Source organism: Pseudomonas sp. AL03 (assembly GCF_029960815.1).
Taxonomy (GTDB): Bacteria; Pseudomonadota; Gammaproteobacteria; order Pseudomonadales; family Pseudomonadaceae; genus Aquipseudomonas.
The window spans coordinates 13705-26948 of record NZ_JASBRE010000023.1 but is presented as its reverse complement, the minus strand read 5'-3'; the positions used below and the strand labels follow the sequence as shown (position 1 = coordinate 26948).

Sequence of the window (13244 nt, the reverse complement as noted above, 5' to 3'; positions counted from 1 at the left end):
AGCTTTGCCGGCCTGTCAGCATCAGTTCGCAACATTTATCATGCAGAGTGCCACGAAGGTGAAATTGCCGGCCTTCTGAAGCCTCAAGTCAGGTAGAATGCGCGCCCGGTTTTTGGAGAAGCTCATGACCCTGCTCAAATTCAGCGATGTGTCCCTTGCTTTCGGCTCTATGCCGTTGTTGGACAAGGTGTCCTGGCAGATCGCCCGTGGAGAGCGGGTGTGCATCATCGGCCGCAATGGCACTGGCAAGTCCAGCATGATGAAGCTCGTCAAGGGCGACCAGAAGCCTGATGACGGTTCTGTTTGGCGTGCACCCGGCCTCAAAATTGGCGAATTGCCGCAAGAATTGCCGGTAGCCGACGAGCGGACTGTGTTCGACGTGGTGGCCGAAGGCCTGGACGGTGTCGGCGAGCTGCTCGCGCAGTATCACCACCTCAGCCAGAACATCGTCACCGACGCCGACCTGGACAAACTGATGCACGTCCAGCACGACCTCGAAGCCCGTGACGGCTGGCGTTTGCAGCAATTAGTCGACAGCACCTTGAGCCGTCTGCAGTTGCCGGCCGACAAGACCCTCGCCGAGTTGTCCGGCGGCTGGCGTCGTCGCGTCCTGTTGGCTCAGGCTCTGGTTTCCGAACCCGATCTGCTGCTGCTCGATGAACCGACTAACCACCTGGACATCGGAGCAATTGCCTGGCTCGAAGAAGCGCTGAAGGATTTCCAGGGCGCCGTGCTGTTCATCACGCACGACCGTTCATTCCTGCAGAACCTTGCCACCCGCATTCTCGAACTGGATCGCGGTGGCCTGATTGACTGGAACGGCGACTACGCCAGCTTCCTCGTTCACAAAGAAGCCTCTCTGGCGGCTGAAGATACGGCCAACGCGCTGTTCGACAAAAAACTGGCCCAGGAAGAAGTCTGGATCCGCCAGGGCATCAAGGCTCGTCGCACCCGTAACGAAGGCCGCGTGCGCGCCCTCAAAGCCCTGCGCAACGAGCGTAGCGAGCGTCGTGAGCGCAGCGGCAAGGCCAATATTCAGCTGGACACCGCTGACAAGTCCGGCAAGCAGGTAATGGTCCTCGACAACGTGAGCTTCGCTCACCCGGGCGGCCCGTTCCTGATCAAGGATTTCTCGATGGTCCTGCAGCGCGGCGACCGTATCGGTCTGCTCGGCGCCAACGGTACCGGCAAGACAACCTTGCTGAAACTGATGCTCAACGGGCTCCAGCCAACCAGCGGCACAGTGGAAGAGGGGACGCGTATCGACGTGGCCTACTTCGACCAGTTGCGTCATCAGCTGGACCTGGAAAAAACCGTAATCGACAACGTCGCAGAAGGTCGCGACTTCATCGATATCGATGGTCAGAGCCGTCACGTGCTGAGCTACCTCGGCGACTTCCTGTTCAGCCCGCAGCGTGCCCGCACGCCGGTCAAGGCGCTGTCCGGTGGTGAGCGCGCCCGTCTGTTGTTGGCCAAACTGTTCAGCAAGCCAGCGAACCTGTTAGTCCTCGATGAACCGACCAACGACCTCGACGTCGAAACCCTCGAGTTGCTTGAAGAGGTCTTGCTGACCTTCAACGGTACCGTGCTGATGGTCAGTCACGACCGGGCATTCCTCGACAACGTGGTCACCAGCACCCTGGTCTTCGAAGGTGAAGGCAAGGTTCGCGAATACGTCGGTGGTTATCAGGACTGGCTGCGTCAGGGCGGCTCGCCGCGCCTGCTGGGCGTGACCGAGAGCAAGTCTGGCAAAGCCGACCTGACCTCCGCGGTCGTGACAGCCGAAGCTGCGCCCGTTGCTGCGGTAGAAGCGCCGGTGGCGAAGAAGAAGCTCAGCTACAAGTTGCAGCGTGAGCTGGAAATGTTGCCGGCTCAGATCGAAGCCATGGAACAGCAGATCGCTACCGTTGAGGCGCAAATGGCCGATGCCGGTTTCTATCAGCGTCCTGCTGCCGAGACCGCTGCAGTGATCGCCCAGTTGGAGCAGTTGCAGGCTGAGCACGATGTAATGGTCGAGCGCTGGGCCGAGCTGGATGCCTGATTGATCCTGCTATAAAAAAGCCCGGCGTTCAGTGATGAGCGCCGGGCTTTTCGTAGGAGTCGTTTAGCTTCTGAGCAGGCGCACCGCGAGCACATCGCATGGCGCACCGTGCAGCACGTCATTGGCGGTCGAACCCAGCAGCAATGCCAGGCCATGTCGGCCATGGCTACCCACTACGATCAGGTCGCAGGTTTGTTCCTTGGCCAGGTGGTGGATCTCCTGGCGTGGCTGGCCGTAGGTCAGGTGGCTGTATTCTTTGGAAAGCACCGGATACTTCACGATCAGTCGATCCAGGCGTTCCTTGGCCTGATCAAACTGCTGTTGTTGCAGTTGTGACAGGTCCATGGGGACGTCGCCGCCAAAGGCCATGGCCATCGGCTCGACAATATGCACCAGGGACAATTTCGCGCCGTTGCTCAGCGACAGTTCGCGAGCGCGGTGGATGACAGGATCGCACTCTTCGGTTAGATCTACAGCGACCAGAATGTGGGTGTAGGGCATGAGGTGCTCCTCCTGAGGATTGCAATATTGGTAAGTATGGCTGGTTTCAAGCGCATTGGTTTCAAAGTGATTCAATGCGCTCATCAAAAATCGGGAGTACACATATGACGGTCTGGATAGTGGTGTCAATCCTGCTGGTGGTTCTGAGTCCGCTGGCATGGTTGCGGCCGTCACGCCACCAGAGCGGTCGCATGTCCCTGCGCATGGAGGCGCGACGCATCGGATTGGCGATGCAGCTGGCGCCCCAGGAGTGGCCGCACTGGCTGAGCCAGGAGCCGCCGAGCCCTTGCGCGCAGTACCATCGGCCGCGGCGTGGCAATCAGCCGGCGTGCTGGAGTTACTGGCAAAAAGCACCCGGTGTATGGGTCAATCAGTGGCAGGAGGTCTGCGAGGATCGAGCGCTGCTTAATCATTTCGAAAAATTACCAGCTAACGTTTACAAAATCGAAGCGGACAAGCAGATGATCACTTTGTATTGGGGTGAAAAGGGCGAAGCGACGGTTTTGCAGGATATTGATGCGCTGCTGAAAGCGCTGGCATAAATCGCGGAAATTTCGCGCCGCAATGGCGCGAAACGTCCGGCAGGCAGGCAATAAAAAGCCCGGCATAATCATCGGGCTGGAGTTGGCCAGGCAGGCCGGTAATTCGGTGTGGAGCTGATCTTACGCTGGGCACTCGCCAAAAGCGTTGATGTTTATTCCTCAAGGTCCCGCCGGCGTAGCTTGTTAAACAAAGGCTGCAGCGAATTAGGGCGACTTTTCTAACTATTGATCCTATGAATAGCCTCACATGCAGCGGCGTGTTGCAGGTCTTCGCGGTACGGAAATGACCGGAAAGTCGCTTTTCAACCAGTATTTTGGGCGATTGACAATTGTCGGAAATTCCGTGAAGGTGACATACCCAAATCAAACGGGCGTATGAATTGAGCGTTTGTATTACAGACCGCTCCTACAGAATCCCGACTATCGCGTTGGCGGGTGTGCCGGGTGGATTGGCGTTAGCATCGACGATAAACGTCTCTGCCGAGCCATTCGCCTGCGTCCGACGTGTACTGTTCAGCTTCCATATCGTGGAGATCAGTTGATGATTTACGAAGGTAAAGCCATCACGGTTAAGGCTCTTGAAAGTGGCATCGTCGAATTGAAATTCGACCTCAAGGGTGAGTCCGTCAACAAGTTCAACCGTCTAACCCTGAACGAACTGCGTCAGGCCGTAGACACTATCAAGGCAGATGCTTCGATCAAGGGTGTGATCGTCAGCAGTGGCAAGGACGTGTTCATCGTCGGCGCCGACATCACCGAATTTGTCGAAAACTTCAAGCTGCCTGATGCAGAGCTTGTTGCTGGCAATCTGGAAGCCAACAAGATTTTCAGCGATTTCGAAGACCTCAATGTCCCGACTGTCGCCGCGATCAACGGCATCGCCCTGGGTGGCGGTCTGGAAATGTGCCTGGCGGCGGACTACCGCGTCATGTCCACCAAGGCCAAGATCGGTCTGCCGGAAGTCAAACTGGGCATCTACCCGGGCTTTGGCGGTACCGTGCGCCTGCCGCGGATCATCGGTGCCGATAACGCCATCGAGTGGATTGCCGCCGGCAAGGAAAACCGCCCTGAAGATGCGCTGAGAGTCGGCGCAGTCGACGCCGTGGTCGCCCCAGAGAAATTGCACGAAGCGGCGCTGAACCTGGTCAAGGGCGCCATCTCCGGCGAATTTGACTACAAGGCCAAGCGTCAGCCGAAACTGGAAAAGCTCAAGCTCAACGCCATCGAACAAATGATGTCGTTCGAAACTGCCAAGGGTTTCGTGGCAGGGCAGGCTGGCCCGAACTACCCGGCGCCGGTTGAAGCGATCAAGACCATCCAGAAAGCGGCGAACTTCGGTCGCGACAAGGCGCTGGAAGTCGAAGCCGCCGGCTTCGTCAAACTGGCCAAGACCCCTGCCGCGCAGAGCTTGATCGGTCTGTTCCTGAACGATCAGGAACTGAAGAAAAAGGCCAAGGCCTACGACGAAATCGCCAAAGACGTGAAGCAGGCTGCCGTATTGGGCGCCGGCATCATGGGGGGCGGCATCGCTTATCAGTCGGCTTCCAAAGGGACGCCGATCCTGATGAAGGACATCAACGAGCACGGCATCGAGCAAGGTCTGGCGGAAGCCGCCAAACTGCTGGTAGGCCGCGTTGATAAAGGTCGCATGACCCCGGCGAAAATGGCTGAAGTGCTTAACGGCATTCGTCCGACCCTGTCCTACGGTGATTTCGGTCACGTCGACCTGGTGGTTGAAGCTGTCGTCGAGAACCCTAAGGTCAAGCAAGCCGTTCTGGCCGAAGTCGAAGACAAGGTCAAAGAGGACACCATCCTCGCGTCCAACACCTCGACCATTTCCATCACCTTGCTGGCGAAAGCCCTCAAGCGTCCGGAAAACTTTGTCGGCATGCACTTCTTCAACCCGGTGCACATGATGCCGTTGGTAGAAGTGATCCGTGGCGAGAAGTCCAGCGAGCTGGCCGTTGCCACCACCGTTGCCTACGCCAAGAAAATGGGCAAGAACCCGATCGTCGTGAACGATTGCCCGGGCTTCCTGGTCAACCGCGTGCTGTTCCCGTACTTCGGCGGTTTCGCCAAACTGGTCAGCGCCGGTGTGGACTTTGTCCGTATCGACAAGGTCATGGAAAAATTCGGCTGGCCAATGGGCCCGGCCTACCTGATGGACGTGGTCGGCATCGACACCGGTCACCACGGTCGTGACGTGATGGCTGAAGGCTTCCCTGATCGCATGAAAGACGACCGTCGTTCGGCTATCGACGTGCTCTACGAAGCCAAGCGCCTGGGCCAGAAGAACGGCAAGGGCTTCTACGCCTACGAGACCGACAAGCGCGGCAAGCAGAAGAAAGTCGCCGACCCGTCGGTGCTGGAAGTGCTCAAGCCGATCGTTTACGAGCAGCGCGAAGTCACGGACGAAGACATCATCAACTGGATGATGATCCCGCTGTGCCTGGAAACCGTGCGCTGCCTGGAAGACGGCATTGTCGAAACCGCTGCCGAAGCCGACATGGGTCTGGTCTACGGTATTGGTTTCCCTCCATTCCGTGGCGGTGCGCTGCGCTACATCGATTCGATCGGTGTTGCAGAGTTCGTTGCCCTGGCTGACCAGTACTCTGATTTGGGCGCGCTGTACCACCCGACCGCGAAGCTGCGTGAAATGGCCAAAACCGGCCAACGGTTCTTCGGTTAAGCGTCCAAACACTTGAGCGAGAGTGAAATTTTATGAGCTTGAATCCAAGAGACGTCGTGATTGTCGACTTCGGTCGTACTCCGATGGGCCGCTCCAAGGGCGGCATGCACCGCAACACCCGCGCCGAAGACATGTCAGCGCACCTGATCAGCAAATTGCTGGAACGCAACGTCAAGGTTGATCCGAACGAAGTCGAAGACGTCATCTGGGGCTGTGTGAACCAGACCCTGGAGCAGGGCTGGAACATCGCTCGCATGGCGTCCCTGATGACTCAGATCCCGCACACCGCTGCCGGTCAGACTGTCAGCCGCCTGTGTGGCTCGTCGATGAGCGCATTGCACACTGCCGCGCAAGCGATCATGACTGGCAACGGTGACGTGTTCGTGGTGGGCGGCGTCGAGCATATGGGCCATGTGAGCATGATGCACGGTGTCGATCCGAACCCGCATATGTCGCTGTACGCGGCGAAAGCCTCGGGCATGATGGGCTTGACCGCTGAAATGCTGGGTAAAATGCACGGCATCACTCGTGAACAACAGGACGCTTTTGGCGTGCGCTCCCACCAGCTCGCTCATAAAGCGACGCTGGAGGGCAAGTTCAAAGACGAAATCATCCCGATGCAGGGCTACGACGAGAACGGTTTCCTGAAACTGTTCGACTACGACGAAACCATTCGTCCGGAAACTACCCTGGAAAGCCTGGCGGCTCTCAAGCCTGCTTTCAACCCTAAGGGCGGCACCGTGACAGCCGGTACTTCGTCGCAGATCACCGACGGTGCTTCGTGCATGATCGTGATGTCGGCACAGCGTGCACAGGACCTGGGCATCCAGCCTTTGGCGGTGATTCGTTCGATGGCGGTAGCAGGTGTGGACCCGGCAATCATGGGCTATGGTCCAGTACCGTCTACACAGAAAGCACTGAAGCGCGCAGGTCTTGGCATTAACGATATCGACTTCTTCGAGCTCAACGAAGCTTTCGCCGCACAGGCCCTGCCAGTGCTGAAAGATTTGAAAGTACTCGACAAGATGAACGAGAAGGTTAACCTGCACGGCGGCGCGATCGCCTTGGGTCACCCGTTCGGTTGCTCCGGTGCGCGTATCTCCGGCACCCTGCTGAACGTGATGAAGCAAAATGGCGGTACCTTCGGGGTAGCTACCATGTGCATTGGTCTCGGCCAAGGCATCTCCACCGTCTTCGAACGCGTTTAAGCGTTTCGTTGAAGGAAGCCGGGGCCAAGTGCCCCGGTTTTTGTTTTTCTGATTTTATTTTTTTATTTTGAAAAGATTTGAGTGAGGGCCAAAGCATGCCGATACAACCTGGGCTCTACCAACATTACAAAGGTCCGCAGTACCGCGTGTTCAGCGTTGCACGGCATTCTGAAACCGAAGAAGAAGTGGTCTTCTACCAAGCCCTGTATGGCGATTACGGCTTTTGGGTGCGTCCCTTGAGCATGTTCCTGGAGTCGGTCGAGGTTGACGGTGAACAGGTGCCACGCTTTGCTTTGGTGCAAGCCGAACCGAGCCTTTTTTCGAAGCCATAAGCTGAGTGCGCGCAAAACCCTGCGCTTGACCTCACCTTGTAGCCACTATATATAGCGGTGCCGCGTCAGGCGCCAACCGCCTTTCACTTCTAGAATTCAGGAATTTTCTGATCCATGGGCAAATCGCTGGTCATTGTGGAATCCCCGGCTAAGGCCAAGACCATCAACAAGTATCTGGGTAACCAATACGTGGTGAAGTCGAGTATCGGCCATATCCGAGACCTGCCCACCAGCGGTTCGGCTAGCGCCAGCAAAGAGCCAGCCGCCAAGCGCGGCAAGGCCGCCGCGGGTGAGGGTCCGGTGCTCACGCCGAAAGAGAAGGCGCGCAAGCAGCTGGTCTCGCGCATGGGTGTCGATCCCGATCATGGCTGGAAAGCCAAGTACGAGATCCTCCCGGGCAAGGAAAAGGTCATCGAAGAGCTGCGCCGGCTCGCCAAAGATGCTGACACCATCTATCTCGCAACCGACTTGGATCGCGAGGGGGAAGCCATTGCCTGGCACCTGCGCGAAGCCATAGGTGGTGATGACAGCCGCTACAAGCGCGTGGTGTTCAACGAAATCACCAAGAAGGCGATTCAGGAAGCCTTCTCGAAGCCGGGCGAGCTGGATATCGATCGTGTAAACGCCCAGCAGGCGCGTCGTTTCCTCGACCGTGTGGTGGGTTACATGGTTTCGCCACTGCTGTGGGCCAAAGTGGCCCGTGGCTTGTCCGCTGGTCGCGTGCAATCGGTTGCCGTGAAGTTGGTGGTCGAGCGTGAGCGCGAAATCCGCGCGTTCAACCCGGAAGAATACTGGGAAGTTCACGCCGACCTCGGCACCGCCAAGGGCGCAACCGTGCGCTTTGACGTGGCTCGCGAGAAAGGCGAAGCCTTCAAGCCGCTCAACGAAGCCCAAGCGATGGCCGCGCTGGAGAAGCTCAAGGCTTCCAGCTACAGCATCGTCAAGCGCGAAGACAAACCGACCAGCAGCAAGCCGTCGGCGCCTTTCATCACGTCCACTCTGCAACAGGCTGCGAGTAACCGCCTCGGCTTCGGCGTGAAGAAAACCATGATGATGGCCCAGCGTCTGTACGAAGCCGGCTACATCACTTACATGCGTACAGACTCCACCAACCTCTCGGTTGATGCGGTGACGATGGCGCGTACTTATATTGAAGGCGAATTCGGCAAAAAGTACCTGCCGGAAAACCCGAACGTCTACAGCAGCAAAGAAGGCGCACAAGAGGCTCACGAAGCGATTCGTCCTTCCGACGCCAATACCGAGCCGAGCAAACTGTCGGGCATGGAGCGTGACGCAGAGCGGCTTTACGAGCTGATCTGGCGCCAGTTCCTCGCTTGCCAGATGCTGCCGGCCCAATACCTGTCGACCACGGTGACCGTGGGTGCCGGTGATTTCGAGCTGCGTGCCAAGGGCCGCATCCTGAAGTTCGACGGTTACACCCGCGTCATGCCGCAAATCGCCAAGCCTGGTGATGACGACGTGCTGCCGGACATGGCTCAGGGCGATGCGATGAAGCTGATCAAGCTTGATCCGACCCAGCACTTCACCAAGCCGCCGGCGCGTTACTCGGAAGCCAGCCTGGTTAAAGAAATGGAAAAACGCGGCATCGGTCGTCCTTCGACCTACGCAGCGATTATTTCGACCATCCAGGACCGTGGCTACGTGGCGCTGCACAACCGTCGTTTCTACTCGGAAAAGATGGGCGACATCGTTACCGAGCGTTTGGCCGAGAGCTTCTCCAACCTCATGGACTACGGCTTCACCGCCGGCATGGAAGAGAACCTCGATGACGTGGCCCAAGGCGAACGCGACTGGAAAAGCGTGCTCGACGAGTTCTATGGCGACTTCAAGAAGAAACTCGAAGTAGCCGAAAGCGCCGAAGGCGGCATGCGCGCCAACCAGCCGGTGATGACTGACATTCCGTGCGTGTTGTGCGGTCGTCCGATGCAGATTCGTACCGCATCGACCGGCGTGTTCCTCGGCTGCTCGGGCTACAGCCTGCCGCCAAAAGAACGCTGCAAGGCCACCGTCAACCTGGTGCCGGGCGACGAAATCGCGGCGGACGACGAGGGTGAATCGGAGTCGCTGGTGCTGCGTGGCAAGCACCGCTGCCCGATCTGCAGCACAGCGATGGACGCTTACCTGCTGGATGAGAAGCGCAAGCTGCACATCTGCGGTAACAACCCGGATTGCTCAGGTTACGAAATCGAAGAGGGCACTTATCGCATCAAAGGCTATGAAGGTCCGAGCCTGGAATGCGACAAGTGCGGCAGCGAGATGCAGCTCAAGACCGGCCGTTTCGGCAAGTTCTTCGGTTGCACCAATGCGACGTGCAAGAACACCCGCAAACTGCTGAAAAGCGGTGATGCAGCGCCGCCGAAGATGGATCCGGTGAAGATGCCTGAGCTGAAATGCGAGAAGGTCAACGACACCTACATCCTGCGCGACGGAGCTTCCGGCTTGTTCCTGGCGGCCAGCCAATTCCCGAAAAACCGCGAGACGCGTGCTCCGCTGGTCATGGAAATTGTGCCGCACAAGGATGAGATCGATCCGAAGTATCACTTCCTCTGTGATGCACCGAAGAAAGATCCGGACGGCCTCCCCGCTGTGATCCGTTACAGCCGCAAGACCAAAGAGCAGTACGTGCAGACTGAGGTCGACGGTAAGCCGACTGGCTGGAAGGCGTACTACGACGGCGGCAAGTGGAAGGTTGAAGACAAGCGTCCATCAGCCAAGGCTTAAAAGGCGCTGTACAAAAGGCCGCATGACAACCCTCGGGTTTTCATGCGGCCTTTTGTTTTGTGCTTGCGGTGTACTTGGGTGATCCATGACACTGTCTGACCTGCGTGAAGCAATTATTTCGTTGTGGAGGCTGCCGTCATGGCCCACGAACTCTATACCCGTACCAACCAGAAGATTTACTTCGCCGGCCTGTCGCTGGAAGCGCTCGCCACTGCAGAAGAGGGGCGTGCGATGAACTCGCTGGCGCTGATTCAGGCCGGACGCCAATCGGCGTTATTTCACTTGTACGGTGCGTTGCTGGGGCTGTGCCATGAAATCGCCGGTTTCTATCGCTTGCCTCAGGCCAATGCACCTCGGGCCGAGTTGCTGCTGACTCGCGAAGTACTGGAAGCCATCGCGATTCCAGAACTGGCCGAGATGGTCGAGTTGGCACAAAATTCTGAAACCTGGCTGGCCAAACTGCTCGCGGCTCATGCTGCGCTGTTTCAGCCGCCACGGGCGCCGCACAAGCCTAAGGGTGACGTGACGCAACCGCTGATCCTGGCCGTTAACCTGGATGAAGAAGAGGCTTCGCAAGAGCTGAGCCGGGAAGAGCTGGAGAGTTGGCGTCAGAACCTCAAAGGCCTGGCGATTCGCTTTCGCGAAGGGTTGAACGAATGCTGAAGGATCGAGCGGAATAACGGATGGCCCTGTGGGTTGTTCGCTCAGGGATGAGAGCTGTCGGAAATTTCTCTTTGTAGTGGCATCTGGTCAAGATCCCGAGCGGAGCCTGGCCGATGCCTATATAATCCCCGCCTTTCGTGGAGAACAGACCTTTATGCCAACGTCCTTTCTAGAAATTGTCGAGTTACCAGACGGCCGTATCGAGCTGCGCAGGGCCGAGGACGAGGGTTCTCTGGTTACTTTGGATTTCTCCGAGGATGCCAAAGCGTTCCTGCAAGGCCAGCACGTTGAGGTCGCGAAGGCGATGCTGAGTGTCGGCGTTCAGATGGCCGGGCGCCTGGTTGAAGGCGAATTCAATACAGATGAGGGATCACGGGTTCTTCATTGATACCGCTCGTCGTTTTTTTGCTGGTATTGCTACAGGTCGGCTTCTCTATCCTTGGAGAAGCCCTGCGCTATTCAAAGCGCATATTGTTTGTCAGTTAGCCCAATCGAATATTCAGACTTTGTGCGTCCCCGATCCGGGCGGCGCTGATCAACTGTTGCCGTGAAGTTGTGCTCAATGGGTTGAGCCAACTGACCACCGTGTGGCTGCGGCCCAGGCGCAAGGCCTCGCAGGTCAACTGCTGTGCGCTCTGAGCGCCACGTGGTTGCAGCAGCAGGATGCGTTCGCGGTTAAGGCCGGCGTCCCGCAACCAGGTCTGGGTGAGGCTGGCGGGCGGGGCGATCAGCGTCAACCAGCGCGCGTCCAGTTCCTGGCTCAGTTCCCTGAGGATCGGCGCAAGAAGGTTCAGGCAGTTCCCGGCTGCACCACGCAGCGACAGCTCACTGAAGACTTCGGGCTCGGCGCTCCAGGGTGACTCGACCACGTCTTTCAGGATCGGCGCCAACGGCTGCACCATGAAAGCCTCGAACAGCGGCAGTTGGGCTTGCTGTGATGTGTGTGGGAACTGCATAAAGCCTCCTTTAGCGGCGAATGACGCCGACACTCAAGCCTTCGATCACCAGTTCCTGATCTTTCAGGTTCACTTCGATAGGGGCGAATTCAGGGTTTTCCGCAATCAACCAGACCTTGCTGCCATCGCGCTTGAAGCGCTTGACGGTCACTTCGTCGCCGATCCTCGCCACTACGATCTGGCCGTTGCGGGCTTCACGGGTGGTGTGCACTGCCAGCAGGTCACCGTCGAAAATGCCCACGTCCTTCATGCTCATGCCATGAACCCGCAGCAGATAATCGGCGCGAGGATGGAAGAACGACGGGTTGATGTTGCAGGACTCTTCGATGTGTTGCTGGGCTAGGATCGGAGCACCGGCAGCCACTCGGCCAATAATTGGCAGGGTGGACTCGTCGGCTTTGGCTTCGAAGCCGGGAATGCGAATGCCACGGGAAGCGCCGGGCGTCATCTCGATCGCACCCTTGCGAGCCAGCGCCTTGAGGTGTTCTTCCGCAGCGTTGGGTGACTTGAAACCCAGTTCCTGAGCGATTTCCGCACGGGTGGGCGGGTAGCCGTTGTCTTCGAGGCAACGTTTGATGAAGGCCAGAATCTCTGCTTGGCGTGGCGTCAGCTTTAGCATATTGATCGCTCTGTCTTTTTATACAGTGACTGGGATTATATACAGTGAAACAGTATTGGCAATGCCCCTTTTTTTGCCGACCGCCAGACGGTCGATCAGCCTGCTGATTCACGCTTGGAAGTTGTATGGTTAAATAGCTGACCGACCATTCCCAAAACGAACGGGCAGGCTTGACATTGCACAGGCTGAAACGTATGTTTCAAACAAGTGTTTGTCAGGCGGAGTAGCCATGGCCCAGTCGGAAACCGTTGAACGCATTCTTGATGCTGCCGAGCAATTGTTCGCGGAAAAAGGTTTCGCTGAAACCTCATTGCGTCTGATCACCAGCAAGGCCGGTGTCAATCTGGCGGCGGTGAACTATCACTTCGGCTCGAAGAAGGCGCTGATCCAGGCCGTTTTCTCGCGCTTTCTCGGGCCGTTCTGCTTAAGCCTTGATAAAGAGCTGGAGCGGCGTCAGGCCAAGCCAGAGAACAAGCCGACACTTGAAGAACTGCTGGAAATCCTCGTCGAGCAAGCCCTGGTGGTGCAACCACGCAGCGGTAACGATCTGTCGATTTTCATGCGTTTGCTGGGTCTGGCTTTCAGTCAGAGCCAAGGGCACTTGCGGCGTTATCTGGAAGACATGTACGGCAAGGTGTTCCGCCGCTACATGATGTTGGTCAACGAAGCGGCACCGCGTATTCCGCCGATTGAGCTGTTCTGGCGCGTGCACTTCATGCTCGGTGCCGCCGCGTTCAGCATGTCCGGTATCAAAGCCCTGCGCGCAATTGCCGAGACCGACTTTGGCGTCAACACCTCCATCGAGCAGGTCATGCGCCTGATGGTACCGTTCCTGGCTGCCGGCATGCGTGCCGAAACCGGCGTCACCGACACGGCCATGGCCACTGCGCAGTTGCGGCCGCGCAGCAAATCGACCCCGGTTGCCGCCAAGGTTTAACCGCGCACGGGTGG

The 13244-nt window shown here is 57.8% G+C and carries 12 protein-coding genes; 9 read left to right on the top strand and 3 right to left on the bottom strand.

Annotated features, from left to right (window positions below; genetic code table 11):
* The first annotated feature begins 124 nt into the window (after window positions 1-124).
* The gene (locus tag QK293_RS20515) at window positions 125-2041 is read left to right on the top strand and encodes an ATP-binding cassette domain-containing protein (protein ID WP_282380387.1); all 1917 of its coding nucleotides are present in this window, start codon (window positions 125-127) and stop codon (window positions 2039-2041) included.
* Between the two features lie 63 nt (window positions 2042-2104).
* Here QK293_RS20515 and QK293_RS20510 read toward each other — a convergent pair whose 3' ends face one another.
* Window positions 2105-2542, bottom strand: coding sequence for a universal stress protein (locus tag QK293_RS20510; protein WP_282380385.1), 438 nt, complete (start codon window positions 2540-2542; stop codon window positions 2105-2107).
* Window positions 2543-2646: 104 nt separating this feature from the next.
* Here QK293_RS20510 and QK293_RS20505 point away from each other — a divergent pair, with 104 nt between their 5' ends.
* From QK293_RS20505 to QK293_RS20475, 7 genes are all read left to right on the top strand, one after another.
* On the top strand, window positions 2647-3084 hold the full coding sequence (locus QK293_RS20505) for a hypothetical protein (RefSeq protein ID WP_282380383.1): 438 nt from the start codon (window positions 2647-2649) through the stop codon (window positions 3082-3084).
* A gap of 541 nt (window positions 3085-3625) precedes the next feature.
* Window positions 3626-5773, top strand: a complete 2148-nt coding sequence (fadB, locus tag QK293_RS20500) for a fatty acid oxidation complex subunit alpha FadB (protein ID WP_282380382.1) — start codon at window positions 3626-3628, stop codon at window positions 5771-5773.
* 32 nt (window positions 5774-5805) lie between these two features.
* The gene (fadA, locus tag QK293_RS20495; protein WP_282380380.1) at window positions 5806-6981 is read left to right on the top strand and encodes an acetyl-CoA C-acyltransferase FadA; all 1176 of its coding nucleotides are present in this window, start codon (window positions 5806-5808) and stop codon (window positions 6979-6981) included.
* Window positions 6982-7076: 95 nt separating this feature from the next.
* Window positions 7077-7313 carry a DUF1653 domain-containing protein gene (locus QK293_RS20490; RefSeq protein ID WP_007953059.1) on the top strand — a complete coding sequence of 79 codons (237 nt, stop codon included), beginning with the start codon at window positions 7077-7079 and terminating at the stop codon, window positions 7311-7313.
* A gap of 114 nt (window positions 7314-7427) precedes the next feature.
* Window positions 7428-10055 carry a type I DNA topoisomerase gene (gene topA, locus QK293_RS20485; protein WP_282380377.1) on the top strand — a complete coding sequence of 876 codons (2628 nt, stop codon included), beginning with the start codon at window positions 7428-7430 and terminating at the stop codon, window positions 10053-10055.
* A gap of 138 nt (window positions 10056-10193) precedes the next feature.
* Window positions 10194-10718 (top strand): DUF6586 family protein, encoded by a 525-nt coding sequence (locus QK293_RS20480; RefSeq protein WP_282380375.1) that lies wholly within the window; start codon window positions 10194-10196, stop codon window positions 10716-10718.
* A 154-nt stretch (window positions 10719-10872) separates the two neighbouring features.
* Window positions 10873-11106 carry a hypothetical protein gene (locus QK293_RS20475; protein ID WP_140893639.1) on the top strand — a complete coding sequence of 78 codons (234 nt, stop codon included), beginning with the start codon at window positions 10873-10875 and terminating at the stop codon, window positions 11104-11106.
* Window positions 11107-11200: 94 nt separating this feature from the next.
* Here QK293_RS20475 and sulA read toward each other — a convergent pair whose 3' ends face one another.
* Both sulA and lexA read right to left on the bottom strand, forming a co-directional pair.
* The gene (gene sulA, locus QK293_RS20470; protein ID WP_282380369.1) at window positions 11201-11674 is read right to left on the bottom strand and encodes an SOS-induced cell division inhibitor SulA; all 474 of its coding nucleotides are present in this window, start codon (window positions 11672-11674) and stop codon (window positions 11201-11203) included.
* Between the two features lie 10 nt (window positions 11675-11684).
* Complete coding sequence (lexA, locus tag QK293_RS20465) at window positions 11685-12293, bottom strand: transcriptional repressor LexA (RefSeq protein ID WP_007933171.1); 609 nt, start codon at window positions 12291-12293, stop codon at window positions 11685-11687.
* 229 nt (window positions 12294-12522) lie between these two features.
* Here lexA and QK293_RS20460 point away from each other — a divergent pair, with 229 nt between their 5' ends.
* Window positions 12523-13230 (top strand): TetR/AcrR family transcriptional regulator, encoded by a 708-nt coding sequence (locus QK293_RS20460; protein WP_007933170.1) that lies wholly within the window; start codon window positions 12523-12525, stop codon window positions 13228-13230.
* Window positions 13231-13244 lie beyond the last annotated feature (14 nt).